Raw genomic sequence first — 17,476 nt, forward strand, 5'->3', positions numbered from 1 at the left:
TCTCCTGTCTCCTGACTCCTGACTCCTGATTCCTGCCTCCTGCCTCCTGACGACCGAATAAAAAGCCAAAATATAACGGATAACTCCGAAATCCAGATAATAATCATGGCTGACCATTACCCCAATTCTAGAATTATCCGTTTTTTTGGGTTTTCTTGACTACTATTCGGCGGTAGCCAATCCAGTTTCGGTGCTGCCAGTGCTGCGACGACGGGTGAGAGTATTAAAGAGCATAATTCCGATCGCTTTGATCAGATTACCTTCCAACTCTTGGAACATTTTCATGTTCATGCCAAAAGCGGCGTTAGCTTCGGTGACAATGCGATCAGCCATGGCTTGATCCACTGGTAACTCGTCGAGGGTTTGACGATAGTGGTTTTTATAGGCTTTTTCGTCGGAAATATCTTTGAAATCATAGAAAGCCGTGCCACCAGTTTCCAGATTCATCGCTTTTTCGGCGATTTTTTTCAAGATTTGCCCCCCGGACAGATCGCCGAGATAACGGGTATAGGAATGAGCGACTAATAATTCGGGTTCTGTTGTGGCGATTTCCCGAATCCGGTTAACGTAGGCCTGACCTGCGGGAGATAAAGCGATCTCGTTGCGCCAATTGGGACCGTAATAAAAATATAAATCCTGTTCCAGCGTATTTTTGCGATTGAGTTCAGGAAAACAGATTTTAGAAACGACGGGATGACTACGAAGTTTTTCCATCTCCTCCTCCATGGCCGAATAGACGAAGTAGAGGTTAGCCACCAGTTTGCGATAGGAAGTTTTTTCTACCACGCCTTTGAGAAAACACTTGACAAAACCGACGTTTTCTGCCATGGTATGGGATTTTTTCGTGCCTTCTCGCAGTTGAGTTGATAAATTAACGCTCATATTATGATCACCTGTTGGGATGAGTAGAATGGATCGGGTTCGTTACAGATGCTTACTAAAACCGCCTATTTTGGTAGATTAAACTGAATTGATCGGTAATTTTATTAAGAATTTTTACAGTGCCGCCGGGGGAGTTTAGGGGAGAAATTTAGCTCTAGCAGGGCTTCCCAGCCAGTTGAAACCGGTATCGATGGAGATGGCGCAATTGTAAAGATTAGTGAAAAACGGCTCCCTAGCCGATCTTGGGGAGAGAGAGGCTAGGATTTAGCACTAATATCGATTATCGAGCAACATTCTTCACACTTCTTATTAATTCTTAACATTCACGAGACTTATATCAGCAAAATTTCACAAATTAAAACCGAATTTAGCAATCATGCTTATAATCAGTACAGGATTCTTTATGTTGTGCTAAACTCAAGCCCTTGAGAGACAAAGCCCTAGTTGCGATGTCAGCGAGAACACATTTAGCAACTCCCTACCCAAACCGTTAGTCATAACACTCTGGTAATGCCCCGAATACTTGTAATCGATGATGATCCTGCAATCGCGGAATTAGTCTCCATCAACCTGGAGATGGCGGGTTATGACGTTAATCCCGCAGAGGACGGGATTAAAGGCCAGGCCTTGGCCGTCCAGTTACAACCCGATTTAATCATGCTGGATTTAATGTTGCCCAAAGTCGATGGTTTTACCGTCTGTCAGCGTTTGCGACGAGATGAACGCACGGCCGACATCCCGATTTTGATGCTCACAGCCTTGGGACAAACCCAAGATAAAGTGGAAGGTTTTAATGCGGGTGCCGATGATTACCTGACCAAACCTTTCGAGGTGGAGGAAATGTTAGCTAGGGTGCGCGCTCTCCTGAGACGCACCGATCGCATTCCCCAAGCCGCTAAACACTCAGAAATACTCAGTTTTGGACCTTTAACCCTGGTTCCCGAACGTTTTGAGGCGGTCTGGTTTGAAGGTGTGGTCAAGTTAACCCATCTAGAATTTGAGTTACTCCACTGTCTTCTCCAACGTCACGGTCAAACCGTTTCCCCTAGTGATATTCTCAAGGAAGTCTGGGGATATGATCCCGATGATGATATCGAGACTATTCGCGTTCATATTCGCCATCTGAGAACGAAACTAGAACCCGATCCCCGCCACCCTCGCTATATTAAAACCGTTTACGGTGCGGGTTATTGTCTGGAGTTACCCACCAATGAACAGGTGGCGCTTGATTCATCGGCGGCAACAGTTTAAACAGGGAGCAATTGTCTAAATAGGCAATAGGGAAAATTGTTTCCTCGCTCCTCCTCCTCTTCAGATTGAGAAGGTTTGACCGGGGGAAAGCACCCCCAGCAAGTCAGGACAATGGTGGGAGTAACTGGGGCTGGCTGAATAAATCTAAAAACCTTGTCGGGTAAGACTTTTAGACCTTTTGTCAATCAAAAAGTACGATATCTGGGAGTGATCGGGGGGAAATTTCAGGGACTTTTTCCCTGAAAATTAGGTAATTGACCCCCTCAAAATCGGTAAAACCCTACACCCCACACCCCACACCCTGCCCCCACAAAAAACTTTTTGCCGCAAACCCTAACTACTGGTTTAAGGTAAATCCGTCGCCCCCATCAAAAAGCGATCGCATTCCCTGGCAGCCCCGCGGCCTTCATTAATCGCCCAAACCACCAAACTTTGACCACGACGACAATCCCCCGCTGCAAAGACTTTCGGTAAGCTAGTGGTAAATTGACCGTGTTCGGCTTTGATATTGCTGCGGGCATCCTTTTCTAAGCCTAAATCATCGAGTAAAGGCTGTTCTGGTCCCAAAAATCCCATGGCTAATAGAACCAATTGCGTCGGGATGACTTTTTCGGTTCCCGCCACCGGTTGGGGGATAAACTGCCCTTTTTCGTTGCGTTGCCATTCCACCCGTACCGTGTGAATCCCTGTGACGTTACCCTCGCTATCCCCCTCGAATTTAGTCGCTGTGGTGGTATAAACCCGGGGGTCATCACCAAAACGCGCGGCCGCTTCCTCTTGTCCATAGTCCAGACGGTAGATTTTCGGCCATTCGGGCCAGGGATTATCGGCGGCCCGTTCGCGGGGCGGTTGCGGCATAATCTCTAATTGGGTGACGCTACGGCAGTTATGACGCAGGGAAGTCCCCACACAGTCGGTTCCCGTATCGCCACCGCCGATAATTACCACGTCTTTACCCGCGGCCGAGATAAAATCCTCCCCGGGCTGTCCGTCTAGTAGTGCTTTTGTATTAGCGGTGAGAAACTCCATGGCGAAGTGAATACCCTTTAATTGGCGACCTTCAATGTTTAAATCCCGGGGTTTGGTGGCTCCGGTACAGATAACCACGGCATCGTATTCGTTTAATAGGTCTTGGCTGCTGATATCCTTGCCCACTTCCGTGTTACAGACCATTTTTACCCCTTCCTGTTCGAGCATCTGGAGACGACGCAGAACCACTTCTTCCTTATCTAACTTCATGTTGGGGATACCGTACATTAATAGTCCCCCGGGGCGGTCGGCCCGTTCATAAACTGTCACCCAGTGACCGGCTTTATTTAACTGGTCGGCGGCCGCTAATCCAGCAGGTCCAGAACCGATCACGGCCACTTTTTTGCCAGTACGGATGGCGGGGGGATTGGCAGTAATCCACCCGGATTCCCAACCTTTGTCAATAATCGAACATTCAATATTTTTGATCGTAACGGGGGGATTATGAATACCGAGAACACAGGAACCCTCACAGGGAGCGGGGCAGACTCTACCGGTAAATTCGGGGAAATTATTGGTTTTATGGAGGCGATCGAGGGCTTCTCGCCACAATCCTCGATAGATTAAATCATTCCATTCGGGAATCAGGTTATTAATCGGGCAACCACTGGCCATGCCACTAATTAGGGTTCCCGTGTGACAAAATGGTGTGCCACAATCCATACAACGGGCGGCCTGATTGCGGAGTTTATCTTCTGGCATGGGAAGATGAAACTCATCCCAATTATGAAGGCGATCGAGGGGGGTAAGTTCGGAAGGAAGTTCACGCAGGAATTCGATAAAGCCAGTCGGTTTGCCCATAGTCTCTGTTATCTCTGTCGTTTATTCCCTATCTTCCTTCACAGTTCGATCGATCCTCGCAACTTTACCGATTTCTTTAATCTTATCGGCAACTCACTGGACTAACAGGCGGTAATTTTGACAAATTGGGTAATTAACTATTGAGTTAAAAACAGGCGATTTCAAGAGGAAGGGGGCAATTCTAACGGGATAGCCCCGATTATTCCCTTACGAAAATCATTGAGTAACTGCATGGCTGCCCTTTCTTTATCTTCTTGATATTTGAGATTGGCCAATTTTTCGATAAAATCCTCCCCAGTCATGTCTAGAGTATTCAACCCATAACGAGATTGTAAAAGTCCTTCATACTGTAATTCTATTAATAAATCGACAAAAGCCGCCGCTATCCTTTGGTTATCATAACCTGCATCGCCAATATCCTCACAGATAGCTAATTTCACCGCATCCTTTTGATTTTCTAAACGGGAAGGGATCACCCCCGGCGCGTCTAATAATTCTAAGGTGTCGGAAATTCGTACCCATTGTAATTGTCGCGTTACTCCGGCCCGGCGGGCGCTGGCAACGACTTTTCGCCCTAATAAACGGTTAATCAGGGCAGATTTGCCCACATTGGGAAACCCAATCACCACGGCCCGCACTGGACGCGGTAACATTCCTCTCAGTTGGCGTTTTTGGTTAATTTCATCGCCAATTTTTTCTGCCGCTTTGATAATTGCTTTAACTCTTTCTCCCTGTTTAGCGTTAGTAAAATAGACGGTTTCTCCTTGACTTTTAAACCATGTTACCCATTGTTGCTGGGCAGATTCGGGAATCATATCGAGACGATTTAAGATTAATAAGCGCGGTTTATTGCCAATCCAATCGTCCACCTGGGGATGATGGGAAGCCAAGGGAATGCGAGCATCGCGCACTTCTAGGACCACATCCACGAGTTTAAGATGTTCCTTGAGTTTTCTTTCCGCTTTGGCAATATGACCGGGATACCATTGAATTAACGACATGGGAGATGGGAGTATAAAATTAAATTTTATCAGGAATAGTCCCTAGATAGCTATAATTATCTGAGAAAAAGTTTAGTAATTTCACTGCAACTATAACAGGATTGTCGATGACTAATTTAAAAAAATGGCAAATTATTAAATCCGAGCTAGTTTTTCATAATCGTTGGTGTCAAGTCCGTCAAGACGCGGTGAAATTATCCTCTGGACAAGTTATCGATGATTATTTTGTTAATATTCGTCCTGAAATTGTTTTAGTTGTTCCAGTTACTGGGGATAATCAATTAGTTTTTGTTCGTCAATATCGTCACGGAGTTAAGGAAATTTTATTGGAATTTCCCGCTGGGGCAGTGGATGCGGGTGAAGATAATATTACCACAGCAGCGCGTCGGGAATTCGAGGAGGAAACTGGTTATCAAAGTGAGTCTCTAATACCTTTGGCTGTTTTGTACGATAATCCTGTTAAAGATACTAACAGAATTCATATTTTTTTGGCTCTTAATGCTACCCCCACCGGTCAACAAAAGTTAGATATTACCGAGGAAATTGAAGTTATTATGCGACCTTTACAGGAAATTAATCCCCAGGAAATTACTGTCTCTGGTAGTTTGGCTGCTTTCTATTTAGCGAGAGATTTTTTAAAGCAAAATTAAGGAGGTATGGCAGTTATATTAAGGGGGAGGTAGGAAGTGTTCGTTTTGGGTGGCCAGTGGTCAGGAGATTATTTTTATTTATTCTCCCCAATTCATAATTCATAATTTATAATTCATAATTTATAATTCATAATTCCCACTGTCTATGAGTAATTTTTTTATGATTGCTGGCTTTATCCTATCAGCTTATGCAATCGTTGCTAACGATTCCCTACAAACTTTAGGGACTTTTTTAAGTGCCAATGAAGAACGTCCCTGGTGGATTTTATGGCTGTATTCCAGTATAATCTTAGCCTCGATTTTTATCGCTGGTTGGTGTATTAATCGGGGAGATGTGGCCTATAATCGACTAGAAATGATTCCCTTCCCAGAAAATTTTACTTGGATTTATATCGTTCCTCCCTTAGCAATTTTAATTCTCACCACTTGGGGAATACCCGTGAGTACAACCTTTTTGGTTTTAACAGTTTTTGCTCCCCAATCTCTAGATGAAATGTTAATTAAATCCGCTTGGGGTTATGCTCTTGCTGTTATAGTGGGGTTAGTCATCTATCGAATTATTTATCGATTAGAAAACTTTTTCCTAGAAACAGTTAATAAAGAACCTCAAAAAATCTGGGTGGTTTTACAGTGGTTATCTACTGGGTTTCTCTGGAGTCAATGGTTAATGCAAGATTTTGCTAATATTTTCGCCTATCTTCCCAGAAAGTTAGCGGCAACATGGTTAGTTTTATCTCTAACAGTTATGCTACTCCTGCAAACCATCATTTTTATTAATCACGGGGGTCAAATTGAGAAAATTGTCACTAGCAAAACTAACGCCCATGATCCGCGTTCTGCAACAATTATTAACTTGATTTATGGCCTAATTTTACTGTTTTTTGTTGGCTATAATCATATTCCCATGAGTACCACTTGGGTATTTTTAGGTTTATTAGGAGGTCGAGAAATTTCTCTGACTTTAACCAGAGAAACCCCTAATTTAGCCGCCACGGGTAAATTGGTTTTAGGGGATGCCTTGAAAGCTTTTATCGGTATGATTGTTAGTGTTGCTATCGCTCTTGCTTTACCTCTAATCGCTCAAAAAATTAACTATCTATAAGGAATTATGAATTATGAATTATGAATTATGAATTGGGGAGCTTTTTTTCAGTTATCAGTAAACAGTTAACTGATAACTGATAACTGATAACTGATAACTGATATTAGTGGTCGTACCGCATAAGATTAAGAAAAGGTCTATTTTCAAAACTTAAGAATAACAAGATTGGGGAGATAGGCGATCGATTGATGCTCCGGAGTGATAAAGTTTTCTATTACTGATAATCTCGAAATTATCGTTCAACCAGATTAAAGATGCTTCTGTGACTAGACCTTCTTCAAGAGTGACTAGGGAAAAATTGCGAGATTTACCCGTATCAGAGTGGAGAATGCGAGGGACACTAGCAGCATTCAGATAAACAGTTCCCATCTCGGAAGTGACCACGGGATTGCGTAAACGGGAAGTAGTATGACGGAGACGGTGGTGCATATGACCGAAACTGACGAGAGGAACCTGTTTTCCTAATAGCTGTGCTTGTTCGATGGCCGCCGCTAAATCCGGATCCCCGTGGTCCCCTCCCAAGGGTTGCCAATCGCGACCACAGATAGCTTCCGCTTCCTTTCCCAGTCCAGCCGGACCATTGTGACCTAAAAAAATCAGGTTATTATAGGCAGTATCTTGAATATTAGCGATAATTGTGGCAGTAGATTCGGCAAAACTGCTGATATTATAGCGTTCTTGAAAAAATTCTCCATTTTTCCACTCGGATCCCCCCCAAGTAAAGGGACGACCCCCAACAATCGAAAGCTGTAAACTGGGTAAGTCTAGTTTTGAGTAACCCACATGAGCAACCCCTAATAATTCTAACTGGGCGGTGACACGATCTTCTTGATCGCGATCGTAGGGACATTGTTTTCGTCCCCAGGGGGTGGCACTATACCAAGCGTCATGATTACCGAGAATAACGGCTTTTGGTAAGGACAAACTAGCAATCCGACCGACAATTTCTAGGGATTCATTGCCAAAATCGCCGACAAATAGGGCTAAATCCACTTGTAAAGCTTCTAAAGCTAAATTATCTTCTATTTCCCATTGGTCGTGAACGTCACCGATGACGGCGATTTTATAGGTGCGAGGGAAAGAACTTACCATTACCAGTTATTAACTATCATTTACCAGTAACGATCATAGCTAGGATTGGCCGAATAAATAGACCTCTTGCAAAAATCAAAAATCTGACCTTAGGTGAGGAGTCTCCGAGCCAGTAGTCAGTAGTCAGGAGAATTAAGAATGAGCATTAATCAATTAAATGCTCTATTTGGTTATTTTATGCAATTTTATGCTTATTTTTCTCATTTTTGCCCTCTCAAAAATTAATTTTGCAAGAACTCTGGTAAAGATGTAAAGATTTAAAACAAAGTTATCCACAGTCATCGGTTTGTTTGTAAATTTAGATACAGAATTATCAGGGTGATCTGTGTATGTCCTTACTACAATACCGCACTACTGCCGTTGTTACTCGCCCCCAAGCAAACACATGGGTACAACTCAGAATGCTCCCCTCTCCATACAGCTTTGATGAAGCGCTACTACTCTGTGAACAGGATCAGGGCCGTTGGGTGGCATGGATTCCCGATTTTGGCGAAATTATCTTGATCGAAGGGCAATTTGAGGGATAAACTAACTCTTGCTAACAATTAAAGCAGATAAACAGCGATCGATCACTTGTTTTAATACTAGAGCCGTCCAATCGATATCGGCCGCGCTGGTGTCCCTTCCCAGGGTTAAACGAATTCCCGCTAATGCTTCTCGATCGCTGTAGCCCATAGCTTTTAAAATTGGACTAGGGGAAAGTTTGCCACTATGACAGGCGGATCCGGAACTAATGCCGATTCCTGCTAAATTAAGCTGACGAACTAGCTGTTTTCCCGTGATGTGACTGTTATCGTCCGGACGGACAATAAAGCTGACGTGGTGGGGTAAACGATAGAATCGGTCTCCTGTGGGCAGCAGATAAGGATAATCGGCTAAGAGGTCAAATAATCGATCTCGTAGGGCGATTAAACGCATTTTTTCGCTAATTAAGTCTTTTTGGGCTAATTCGGCCGCTAAACCGAAAGCTGCGATCGCTGGTACGGCTGGGGTTCCCGATCGCAGACCTTTTTCCTGACCACCGCCCCGCAGTAATGGTAGAATATCGACACCGGCTCTGACGTATAAAGCTCCCGATCCTTGCATTCCATAAATTTTATGGCTGGAAAGAGATAATAAATCTACGGGCAGTTTCCGCACATCAATATCGCATCTTGCCGCCACCTGCACCGCATCGGTGTGAAAAAGAACTCCCCTTTTCCTGGCAATGCTGCCCAATTCTTCAATCGGTTGTAGGGTTCCCACCTCACTTTGTCCGTAAATAATGGAGATTAAGACCGTATCGCTTTGAATTGCGGCTTTTAGGTCTAAAGGATTCACCCTACCTTGACGATTGACGGGAAGACGAGTAATTTGCCAACCTTGCTGCTCTAATTGTTTACAGGGTTCAGCGATCGCCGAATGTTCCACACTAGAAATAATTATATGACGGGGGCGGTTATACTGTTGAGCAACCCCGATAATTGCTAAATTATCGGCTTCCGTGCCGCCAGAAGTGAAGATAATCTGGTCTGGATTGGCATTAATTAACCCTGCCACCTGTTCTCTGGCCATTTCGATGACTGTCGCCGTATCCTGTCCCCAAGTGTGTAAACTGGAGGGATTGCCCCAATGATGCCGGAGAATAGTGGCAACCCGCTCGATTACTTGGGGATGAGTGGGGGTAGTGGCACTATAGTCAAGATAAATTTGCATTATTTTACAATCTGGCCGATAAGAAGCAAAGACAGGCAGCTACTTTCAGTTTAGCGGCTTAAGGAGATTAGAAAGCGGGTTTCTTGGGTTTCTACCTACTCATCTAACAACAGCCCCTTTAACTCTGGAGAGATGACATCTATATCCATCATCATAAATGAACGACAAGCAGCCATCGAGCCTAAAATCGCGACAATAATTTCCAGATTGGGTAGTGTTCCTTCTCGCCATCCCACATATTCGCGAAAACTGGAGAATTCCCATTCCTGTGGTTGACTCACCAAACCCGCTTTCACTGGATTACAATAGAGTTCTTGCATAATTAATTTTTGAGAGGGCAAAAATGAGAAAAATAGACATAAAATTGCATAAAAGCCCTAAATAGAGCATTTAATTGATTAATGCTCATTCTTAATTCTCCTGACTCCTGAATACTGGCTCGGAGACTCCTCACCTAAGGTCAGATTTTTGATTTTTGCAAGAGGTCTAATGAATATACCTCGACAAATTCAACAAATACTCTGTGTCATTTACTAGAATTGCCTGAAACCGCCCTTGAAACAATGAGCCAACTCGCCCATATCGCCGATTCATGGCTTTGGTATAAGACAGGGAAAAGGCTTGCATTACCGCAGAAAGCTCGGCTTTTTTCAGCCGTACTAGCAGGTGATAGTGGTTGGGCATCAAGCAATAGGCAATAACATCTAGCGTTTCTACCAGATATTTACGCACCAATCGCAGAAAAAAAAGATAATTTTCTCGCTCAAAGAAGATATCTTGACGGTTATTGCCGCGATTATAGATATGGTAGTATTGTCCTGCTTGAAAGATATTCTGACGATAGGGCATATTTATCTTATCTCTAGAAAACAGCTTTCTCTGGCTTACCATTCTAAGCTAAGAGAAAGCGGAGAAAGCGGGTTTCTGAGTTGTTGATGAGAAACCAGCTTTCTGAGTTGTTGAGAAACCCGCTTTCTGAGTTGTTGATGAGAAACCAGCTTTCTGAGTTGTTGATAATTAACTAATAATTCGCCAAGACAAAATGCTGGTCATAGCTGTCTAATAATGCTTGGATTTTTTGATTAGAAGCAAATCCTCTATCCATTACGCCAACTCTATTTACACGAATTGCTTCTATCGTTTTTCCTCCTTCTTTCGAGTCATGACCTTGACCAAAATGTATGAAGATTCCGACCACCTCTGTTGTGATACTATTAAGACCAGAGAATAGTTTTACTTGATGCAATCCCTGCGACCATAGTAGTTTACTGGTTAAGCTAATTATTGTTGAGTCAATAGGAAATAAAGCTCGCGCATTCTCTATTACTTTTTTGGCAACCAAACGCTTATTTAATCCGATAATTACTTCCTCAAAAGGGCTGATTTATCTAATTTTGCTTGCCTTAGAAAATGTGGATAAATTTACATTAATTTCTTGAAGTACCATTCGACTGCATAAGTCCCTCATACTGACGATGCTTTTATCTAAAGCAAAACCAATCCAACAGGACAAAAATGTAACCGTGTCTAAAGCGTGGTAGTCATTTTTAGGCAGTAGTTTGAGAAGCTCTTTTATGAGTTTTGAGAAATTCGTCATCAGGGCAACCTCCCTATTGTGAGGGTAATAAGTTGTCTAGATTCTATCTATAATAGCATTTTTTGTCTGACTTTTCTCAACGTTAAACACTTCTGGATTTATTCCGCTGTTCAATTGAAGATTGAAAAAAAATTAGAACTACTTTGGGGCAAAAAATTAGGAGCAGATAATTCTAAAGAAGCTAAGTCAGTCAATTGGATTTTTGCCGCTTTAACCGATTTTAATGGAAGACTGCAAGCGAGAAATATTGTCAGATTTTTGTACTATGCTGCTAATATTACTGTAGAAAAAAAAGAAGAAATACAATTTTCTAAATGGTCGAATACTAGACTGTTGCCTCCCCAAGCGATTCGACGAGCGCTTGAACCCTGTAGTCGAGAAAAAGTTAGAGAGTCTAAGGAAGAATATCCTATATTTAAAAGCTGGGTAGAAGAAAGTTTACCTAAATATAGTGATAGAAAAATTCCTTTTTCTCTAGAACAGTTTAATCTGAATGGCACTCAAGTCAATATTCTTGAGCAAATGGGAGTGATTTATGAGGATAAGGATAAAGAAGATGCAGTTCGTTATTATATGCCAGAAATATTCCGTGAAGGGTTAGGATTTTCTAGTCAAGTTCCGCGTCCTCGTGTTCTCGTTTTAAAGCGCAAAGTTTTGGGGAAATCAAATTTTTAATGGTTCGAGCTTTTTGGCAATGACTATATGATTTGTTATCAGCTTTTCAAAACAGGATTTGCTATTACCCAGCATTGGGGAATTGATTCGTTCATCAAAAAAGCTACACTACCGGGATTCTTGTTTTTTTTAGCTTTCCTGAAAAATGAAAAGGATAAAATTAATGATTGTATTTCTGTTCTCAAAGCAGCTGCAGATGGTCAGGTAATCTGTCACCGCCGCCTACTCTAGTGCAGTCAAAGTGGATCGCCTGAAGCCATCAAAACTATCCAGGGTGCAGGAGTTGAACCTGCCTAGCACGAATTATGAGTTCGTTGCCTCAACCGCTCGGCCAACCCTGGGTTATACTATTAACTCATTATAGATCGGTAATTACTCTGAACGTGAAAATTCGGACCCACCAAGATGAAAAAATTTTCAATCAGCACCTCCTTGCAGTTAGGACTCCTTTTGATGGTAGCCATGTTAGCCGCCGGCTTCGGTAGCGGTTGGGTAGCCTATCAATTAGGAATCGCTTCCCTGAAGGGGGTCAGTCAACCGGATATCAACCCCGCTAAAAAGTTTACCAACGATCGCACCAGTTATGGTCGCAATCAAACTTTTATCCCCGTGAAGGAAGAAGAGGTGCTGAAAAGAGTGAGAGTTTATATGCAACAACAGAAAAACCAACCGCAATCAAAGGACGAAACCAAAGGATAGGCTTTAAAAAAGGCGAATTTTGCCTTTTCGCTATGGATAATCAGGATTTATTGACTCGTTTAATTTTAGTCTTTTTACTAATCGTCCTCAATGCTTTTTTCGTAGCGGCCGAATTTTCGCTTGTGTCTGTCCGTCGTACCCGCATCAGTCAGCTAGTGGCTGCGGGAGATGTGCCAGCGCAGACGGTCCAATCTCTACAAAGAAGTCTCGATCGCTTACTTTCCACTACCCAATTAGGTATCACCCTTTCTAGTTTAGCTTTAGGTTGGATCGGGGAGAGTACCATGACCGTTTTTGTGAGGAAATTACTAAGTTTTTTACCCTTTTCTTTAAACTGGCAAAATCTTCTCTCCCATGGCTTCTCTCTTTGTCTAGCTTTTTTAATCGTGGCCTATCTCCAGATAGTTTTTGGGGAACTTTATCCCAAATCCCTAGCTTTAATTTATGCCGAACCGATGGCGCGATTATTAGCCGCACCTATTGGCGTTATTTCCAGGATTTTTAAGCCTTTTATCGGTATTCTAAATCAATCAACTCGTTTTTTATTGGTTTTAACCCGTATCCCCGAAGTGGATCTACAGCGTTCTAGTCGGGTAACTTCCGAGGAATTACAATTAATTATCAGCATGGAAGGGGAATTAACGGGATTAGAAGCAGCGGAAAGGAAAATTTTAAATAATGTTTTCCAGTTTAGCGAAATCACTGCCGCAGAAATCATGGTTCCCCATAACCGTTTAATAGCTATTCCCTCGACCGCAACTTTTGAGGAATTACTGCTCCAAGTAGTTAACAGCGGCTATTCTTGTTATCCTGTGGAAGGAGATTCTGGTGATGATATCCGTGGTCTGATCGATTTTAAAGATTTAGCTTTACCCCTTGCCGAAGGTCAGTTAAATTTAACAACCCCGATTAAACCTTGGTTAAAACCTGCGCGTTTTTTCCCCGAAACCACTGCTTTAAATGAATTACTAACAGTGATGCGGGAATCATCCTTAAAGATGGTTATCATTGTGGATGAATTTGGCAGAACAGCCGGTTTATTAACCCTAAAAGATTTAATCGGCGAGATTCTGGGAACTTTTTCCCCTAGGGATGAATCAGGAACAGTAAAATATCAACTCCTCGATGAATCGACTTTTCTCGTACAAGCACAAATGAATTTAGAGGACGTGAACAAAGCATTAAATTTAAGTTTACCCTTGGCCGATGAATACCAAACCCTAGCCGGTTTTATCCTCCATCATTGGCAAAAAATACCGAGGGTGGGAGAACAATTATATTACCAAAATTTAGAATTTACCATCATTTCTAAGGTCGGCCCTCGCTTGGAACAAATTAAGATTTATCGGCAACAACTATCCTAAGGATATAAACAAGAAACAACTTTTCTCATGGCTCCTTCCTGATTGTTAATCGCGTCAATAGTCGCCCACTCCTGTCACCATGAAACACCTTTTGACACTCTTCCCCCTCAGCTTGGGATTAATTGCCCTCACCCCCGCAAATTTGCCCCTAGAACGTTTTGAAATCTCACAATTAGGAACATCTACGGGATACGATGAACGACTGCTAACCGACAAAAAAACCCTCCTACAAGCGATCAATCATAGTTTACGTTATCTGAATAGCTCGGCGGCGATCCGCGCCTATCAAAATTATCCTATTCCTGAAATAACTCGTCAGCGAGTGCAGCGTTCCTTAGTACGTTTTCGTCAATTAGTGCAGAATTCTCCCACTCCCGCAGCTCTACAAAAGGCAGTTAAAAAAGAATTTATTTGGTATCGTTCTTTGGGTAATGATAGCCAGGGAAATGTTAAATTTACTGGTTATTTTGAGCCAATTTATCAAGCAAGTCGGCAAAAAAACGCCGAGTATAAATATCCTCTCTATCGCCGACCTGCTAACTTTTCTCGCTGGTCTAAACCCCATCCAGCTAGGGTAGAATTAGAGGGAAAAGATGGTTTACTGGGGGAAAATAGCCGTCTGGCGGGATACGAGTTAGTCTGGTTAAAAGATCGCCTAGAAGCTTATTTAGTTCATGTGCAAGGTTCGGCAAAATTACGTTTACCTAATGGTCAAATTATGAGCATCGGTTTTGATGGCAATACCGAGCATCCCTACACAAGTCTGGGAAAAGAAATGATTGCTGATGGTATTTTTCCCGCCGAGGGGTTAACCTTACCAATGGTTTTGGATTTTCTCAGAAGTAATCCTGAGCAATTAAAGAATTACATTCCCCGCAATAATAGGTTTATTTTCTTTCGAGAAACCCACGGTGCGCCTCCCATTGGTAGTATTGGAGTTCCAGTTTTACCAGAAAGATCGATCGCTACAGATAAAAGTATTTTTCCCCCCGGTGCTTTAGCGGTAATTGAGACAGAAATTCCCCAGGAAAATCTTAATAAAAAATTAGTGAGTCGCTATGTTCTCGATCAAGATACTGGCAGCGCGATTAAAGGTACTGGGAGGGTAGATATTTTTATGGGAACAGGAAAAAATGCGGGTGAGCGAGCCGGTTTAATTAATACTCCGGGTCAATTATATTATTTATTATTGAGGGAATAGGAAATAGTATAGGTAAAATTAAGATAGACTCCCCAGAATCAGTTATCATACTTAAGTGAGAATTTAAACAATAGAATCATGAAAAAAACCATAAATATAGATTGGTCGGATTGTGGTCCAATTACTTTAGTAGTCGTGCAGCCGACTTCTTTTTGTAATCTCAATTGTGATTACTGTTATTTACCCGATCGCCATTTAAAAAATACCCTATCCTTAGATTTAATCGAGCCGATTTTTCAGAGGGTTTTTAGTAGTCGTTTTCTCCAAGATGATTTTACCATTTGCTGGCACGCAGGCGAACCCTTGGCAGTTCCCATCAGTTTTTATGAAAGTGCTTTCGCCAAAATTGCAGAAGTTAGCGAGAAATATAATCAGCAGGGTTACTGTTTTCGTCATTCAGTACAAACTAACGCCACTTATATTAACGATGCTTGGTGTCAATTATTTAAAAAGCATGATGTTTATGTGGGAGTCAGTCTTGATGGACCGGCCTTTATTCACGATATCCACCGGCAAAACCGCAAGGGAACTGGCAGTCATGCTGCTACGATGCGGGGGATTTCTTTCTTGCAAAAACATGAAATTGATGTGAGTGTTATCGCTGTTTTAACAGAAGATTCCCTCGACTATCCCGAGGAAATTTTTAACTTTTTTTGGGATCATGGTCTTACCGATGTGGCTTTTAATATGGAAGAAACCGAGGGTATTCATTCACAATCTTCCTTAGATAAATTAGGTATTGAACAACGTTATCGCCAGTTTATCGCCAGATTTTGGGAGTTAGTCACGGCTAAACAAGGAGAATTTAAGCTGCGGGAATTTGAATCTATCTGTAGTTTGATTTATGCCGATGAACGCTTAGAAAATACCGATATGAATCGACCTTTTATGATTGTCAATTTTGATAATCAAGGTAATTTTTCCACCTTTGATCCGGAATTACTATCGATTAAAACCCAACCCTACGGCGATTTTATCTTTGGTAATGTTTTGACCGATTCCCTGGAATCTATCTGTGAAACCGAGAAATTTCAACAAATTTACGCTGATATGCGCGGCGGAGTCGATTTATGTCGGCAAAACTGCGATTATTTTGGGGTTTGTGGGGGTGGTGCCGGTAGTAACAAATATTGGGAAAATGGCACTTTCAACTCCACAGATACTAAAGCCTGTTTATACCGAATTAAGTGTATCACCGATATTGTTCTTGATCGCCTAGAAAATTTATTAGAAGTTTAGGGATTTTTTTAGCTATCAGTTATCAGTAATCAGTAAACTGATAACTGTTTACTAATAACTTATGAAAAAAACTTGATCTAAATACCATTTCTGCAAAGTAAGGACAGAGATGGTCATGTCTGCTACGAATAAAGAAAAATGGGATTATTCTTCTTCTAAACTTAATCCTAACGCCTGTAAGCGTTCCGCTAGTCGGTCCGCACGTTGTTTTTCTTTATCAGCGCGTTTCTTTTCTTTATCAGCGCGTTTCTTTTCTTTATCGGCACGTTTCTTTTCTTGACGCATTTGAGACTCTAACTCAACAGTTGTTAAAAATTTCTCTCCATCGGGACGATACAATTCTAAACTAGATTTATCCCAGATAAAACGCATACCTAAGCGGGGACTTATCCAGTCATTGATGGGGATAATTTCTCTTAAATTTTCTCCCTGTCTTTGCCAACCTTGTAAACGACAGCGCATCGGGTTATATAAATAGTATTCTTCTACACTATATGTGTCATAAAACTCTAATTTTCGACTCATTTCTGCTTTTGTATTCTTCGGTGATAGAATTTCAAAAACCACTTGAGGAGCGATATTTTCTTCCTGCCATTGACGATAGGAACCCCTTCGTCCTTTGGGACGGCCAAAAGCTACCATCACATCGGGAGCAACCGGTGAAACCAAAGTAGAACGCAGAGGATACCAGAGTAAATCTCCGGCAATAAACACCCTAGGGTCATCGGCAAAGATAATTTCTAAATTCTCCTTAATTTTAACAATCCACTCATATTGTTCGGTATTATCTGCCATCGGTTGACCATCACTATCTGGGAAAAGAAGATCGTCGTCAATATCAAGATAACTAACCATTGTCTTTTAATTTTAATAGATGGTTGTTTTCTGATTGTAGCAAGATAATTATGAATTATGAATTATGAATTATGAATTATAGCGTTTCCCAATCTCATGAGGTACACCAAAATCTTAACTCCTGAATCCTGACTCCTGACTCCTGACTCCTGACTCCTGACTCCTGACTCCTGACTCCTGACTCCTCAAAACCTAAGACTCTGTACCTCACAACTATGGGAATTGCTATATGAATTATGAATTGGGGAGATGGGGTAATGGGGGAGTGGGGGAGATGGGGTAATGGGGGAGTGGGGGAGATGGGGTAATGGGGGAGGAAGGTGAAAAAAGCTGAAAAAGGTCT

The 17,476-nt window shown here is 42.1% G+C and carries 19 protein-coding genes and 1 tRNA gene; 10 read left to right on the forward strand and 10 right to left on the reverse strand.

The annotated features are described in order from the left end of the window. Window positions 1-162: 162 nt before the first annotated feature. A complete protein-coding gene (locus N0824_RS09605; protein WP_108936595.1) occupies window positions 163-882 on the reverse strand; it encodes a heme oxygenase (biliverdin-producing) in 720 nt (239 codons plus the stop codon). A gap of 510 nt (window positions 883-1,392) precedes the next feature. Between N0824_RS09605 and N0824_RS09615 the strand changes: the two genes are divergently transcribed. Further along, on the forward strand, window positions 1,393-2,133 hold the full coding sequence (locus N0824_RS09615; protein ID WP_108936596.1) for a response regulator transcription factor: 741 nt from the start codon (window positions 1,393-1,395) through the stop codon (window positions 2,131-2,133). Between the two features lie 345 nt (window positions 2,134-2,478). Here the strand turns inward: N0824_RS09615 and N0824_RS09625 are convergent, their stop codons facing one another. Both N0824_RS09625 and ylqF read right to left on the reverse strand, forming a co-directional pair. Beyond that, on the reverse strand, window positions 2,479-3,963 hold the full coding sequence (locus N0824_RS09625; protein ID WP_108936598.1) for a glutamate synthase subunit beta: 1,485 nt from the start codon (window positions 3,961-3,963) through the stop codon (window positions 2,479-2,481). A gap of 161 nt (window positions 3,964-4,124) precedes the next feature. Continuing rightward, window positions 4,125-4,964, reverse strand: coding sequence for a ribosome biogenesis GTPase YlqF (gene ylqF, locus N0824_RS09630; RefSeq protein ID WP_108936599.1), 840 nt, complete (start codon window positions 4,962-4,964; stop codon window positions 4,125-4,127). Between the two features lie 107 nt (window positions 4,965-5,071). Between ylqF and N0824_RS09635 the strand changes: the two genes are divergently transcribed. Next, window positions 5,072-5,614, forward strand: coding sequence for an NUDIX hydrolase (locus N0824_RS09635; RefSeq protein ID WP_108936600.1), 543 nt, complete (start codon window positions 5,072-5,074; stop codon window positions 5,612-5,614). 160 nt (window positions 5,615-5,774) lie between these two features. Then, window positions 5,775-6,716 (forward strand): hypothetical protein, encoded by a 942-nt coding sequence (locus N0824_RS09640; RefSeq protein ID WP_108936601.1) that lies wholly within the window; start codon window positions 5,775-5,777, stop codon window positions 6,714-6,716. A 150-nt stretch (window positions 6,717-6,866) separates the two neighbouring features. Here the strand turns inward: N0824_RS09640 and N0824_RS09645 are convergent, their stop codons facing one another. After that, window positions 6,867-7,808: a TIGR04168 family protein gene (locus N0824_RS09645; RefSeq protein WP_108936602.1), complete on the reverse strand. Its 942-nt coding sequence runs from the start codon at window positions 7,806-7,808 to the stop codon at window positions 6,867-6,869. A 329-nt stretch (window positions 7,809-8,137) separates the two neighbouring features. Between N0824_RS09645 and N0824_RS09650 the strand changes: the two genes are divergently transcribed. Further along, window positions 8,138-8,335, forward strand: coding sequence for a hypothetical protein (locus tag N0824_RS09650; protein ID WP_002784450.1), 198 nt, complete (start codon window positions 8,138-8,140; stop codon window positions 8,333-8,335). A gap of 1 nt (window position 8,336) precedes the next feature. Here the strand turns inward: N0824_RS09650 and N0824_RS09655 are convergent, their stop codons facing one another. The 4 genes from N0824_RS09655 to N0824_RS09670 form a co-directional block, all read right to left on the reverse strand. After that, window positions 8,337-9,503, reverse strand: coding sequence for a cysteine desulfurase family protein (locus N0824_RS09655; protein ID WP_108936603.1), 1,167 nt, complete (start codon window positions 9,501-9,503; stop codon window positions 8,337-8,339). A 95-nt stretch (window positions 9,504-9,598) separates the two neighbouring features. Then, the gene (locus tag N0824_RS09660) at window positions 9,599-9,823 is read right to left on the reverse strand and encodes a hypothetical protein (RefSeq protein ID WP_199224901.1); all 225 of its coding nucleotides are present in this window, start codon (window positions 9,821-9,823) and stop codon (window positions 9,599-9,601) included. A 166-nt stretch (window positions 9,824-9,989) separates the two neighbouring features. Beyond that, window positions 9,990-10,352, reverse strand: a complete 363-nt coding sequence (locus tag N0824_RS09665) for a transposase (protein ID WP_233256402.1) — start codon at window positions 10,350-10,352, stop codon at window positions 9,990-9,992. Window positions 10,353-10,524: 172 nt separating this feature from the next. Further along, the gene (locus N0824_RS09670; protein WP_158269545.1) at window positions 10,525-10,845 is read right to left on the reverse strand and encodes a transposase; all 321 of its coding nucleotides are present in this window, start codon (window positions 10,843-10,845) and stop codon (window positions 10,525-10,527) included. 369 nt (window positions 10,846-11,214) lie between these two features. Here N0824_RS09670 and N0824_RS09675 point away from each other — a divergent pair, with 369 nt between their 5' ends. Beyond that, the gene (locus N0824_RS09675) at window positions 11,215-11,775 is read left to right on the forward strand and encodes a hypothetical protein (protein WP_233256403.1); all 561 of its coding nucleotides are present in this window, start codon (window positions 11,215-11,217) and stop codon (window positions 11,773-11,775) included. A 27-nt stretch (window positions 11,776-11,802) separates the two neighbouring features. Further along, a complete protein-coding gene (locus tag N0824_RS09680) occupies window positions 11,803-12,006 on the forward strand; it encodes a hypothetical protein (RefSeq protein ID WP_233256404.1) in 204 nt (67 codons plus the stop codon). 37 nt (window positions 12,007-12,043) lie between these two features. Here the strand turns inward: N0824_RS09680 and N0824_RS09685 are convergent. Beyond that, a tRNA-Ile gene (locus N0824_RS09685) sits at window positions 12,044-12,116 on the reverse strand. A 64-nt stretch (window positions 12,117-12,180) separates the two neighbouring features. Between N0824_RS09685 and N0824_RS09690 the strand changes: the two genes are divergently transcribed. From N0824_RS09690 to grrM, 4 genes are all read left to right on the forward strand, one after another. Then, window positions 12,181-12,474, forward strand: coding sequence for a hypothetical protein (locus tag N0824_RS09690; protein ID WP_046662652.1), 294 nt, complete (start codon window positions 12,181-12,183; stop codon window positions 12,472-12,474). Between the two features lie 32 nt (window positions 12,475-12,506). Further along, complete coding sequence (locus N0824_RS09695) at window positions 12,507-13,838, forward strand: hemolysin family protein (protein WP_108936605.1); 1,332 nt, start codon at window positions 12,507-12,509, stop codon at window positions 13,836-13,838. A 79-nt stretch (window positions 13,839-13,917) separates the two neighbouring features. Beyond that, window positions 13,918-15,039 (forward strand): murein transglycosylase A, encoded by a 1,122-nt coding sequence (locus tag N0824_RS09700; protein ID WP_108936606.1) that lies wholly within the window; start codon window positions 13,918-13,920, stop codon window positions 15,037-15,039. 78 nt (window positions 15,040-15,117) lie between these two features. Next, window positions 15,118-16,278, forward strand: a complete 1,161-nt coding sequence (gene grrM / locus N0824_RS09705) for a cyclophane-forming radical SAM/SPASM peptide maturase GrrM/OscB (RefSeq protein ID WP_108936607.1) — start codon at window positions 15,118-15,120, stop codon at window positions 16,276-16,278. A 144-nt stretch (window positions 16,279-16,422) separates the two neighbouring features. On the opposite strand, the gene N0824_RS09710 is transcribed toward grrM, so the two are convergent. Continuing rightward, window positions 16,423-17,133, reverse strand: a complete 711-nt coding sequence (locus N0824_RS09710; protein WP_108936608.1) for a Uma2 family endonuclease — start codon at window positions 17,131-17,133, stop codon at window positions 16,423-16,425. Window positions 17,134-17,476: the final 343 nt, after the last annotated feature.

This window comes from Microcystis sp. 0824, from assembly GCF_003112475.1.
Classification (GTDB): Bacteria; Cyanobacteriota; Cyanobacteriia; order Cyanobacteriales; family Microcystaceae; genus Microcystis; species Microcystis aeruginosa_C.

Excerpts from the sequence above, each read along its gene's own strand:
- N0824_RS09640 (WP_108936601.1), top strand. The coding sequence starts at position 5,775 with ATGATTGCTGGCTTTATCCTATCAGCTTATGCAATCGTTGCTAACGAT.
- N0824_RS09655 (WP_108936603.1), bottom strand. The coding sequence starts at position 9,503 with ATGCAAATTTATCTTGACTATAGTGCCACTACCCCCACTCATCCCCAA.
- N0824_RS09625 (WP_108936598.1), bottom strand. The coding sequence starts at position 3,963 with ATGGGCAAACCGACTGGCTTTATCGAATTCCTGCGTGAACTTCCTTCC.
- N0824_RS09700 (WP_108936606.1), top strand. The coding sequence starts at position 13,918 with ATGAAACACCTTTTGACACTCTTCCCCCTCAGCTTGGGATTAATTGCC.
- N0824_RS09695 (WP_108936605.1), top strand. The coding sequence starts at position 12,507 with ATGGATAATCAGGATTTATTGACTCGTTTAATTTTAGTCTTTTTACTA.
- N0824_RS09660 (WP_199224901.1), bottom strand. The coding sequence starts at position 9,823 with ATGCAAGAACTCTATTGTAATCCAGTGAAAGCGGGTTTGGTGAGTCAA.
- N0824_RS09635 (WP_108936600.1), top strand. The coding sequence starts at position 5,072 with ATGACTAATTTAAAAAAATGGCAAATTATTAAATCCGAGCTAGTTTTT.
- N0824_RS09680 (WP_233256404.1), top strand. The coding sequence starts at position 11,803 with ATGATTTGTTATCAGCTTTTCAAAACAGGATTTGCTATTACCCAGCAT.
- N0824_RS09650 (WP_002784450.1), top strand. The coding sequence starts at position 8,138 with ATGTCCTTACTACAATACCGCACTACTGCCGTTGTTACTCGCCCCCAA.
- N0824_RS09665 (WP_233256402.1), bottom strand. The coding sequence starts at position 10,352 with ATGCCCTATCGTCAGAATATCTTTCAAGCAGGACAATACTACCATATC.
- ylqF (WP_108936599.1), bottom strand. The coding sequence starts at position 4,964 with ATGTCGTTAATTCAATGGTATCCCGGTCATATTGCCAAAGCGGAAAGA.
- grrM (WP_108936607.1), top strand. The coding sequence starts at position 15,118 with ATGAAAAAAACCATAAATATAGATTGGTCGGATTGTGGTCCAATTACT.
- N0824_RS09710 (WP_108936608.1), bottom strand. The coding sequence starts at position 17,133 with ATGGTTAGTTATCTTGATATTGACGACGATCTTCTTTTCCCAGATAGT.
- N0824_RS09690 (WP_046662652.1), top strand. The coding sequence starts at position 12,181 with ATGAAAAAATTTTCAATCAGCACCTCCTTGCAGTTAGGACTCCTTTTG.
- N0824_RS09605 (WP_108936595.1), bottom strand. The coding sequence starts at position 882 with ATGAGCGTTAATTTATCAACTCAACTGCGAGAAGGCACGAAAAAATCC.
- N0824_RS09645 (WP_108936602.1), bottom strand. The coding sequence starts at position 7,808 with ATGGTAAGTTCTTTCCCTCGCACCTATAAAATCGCCGTCATCGGTGAC.
- N0824_RS09615 (WP_108936596.1), top strand. The coding sequence starts at position 1,393 with ATGCCCCGAATACTTGTAATCGATGATGATCCTGCAATCGCGGAATTA.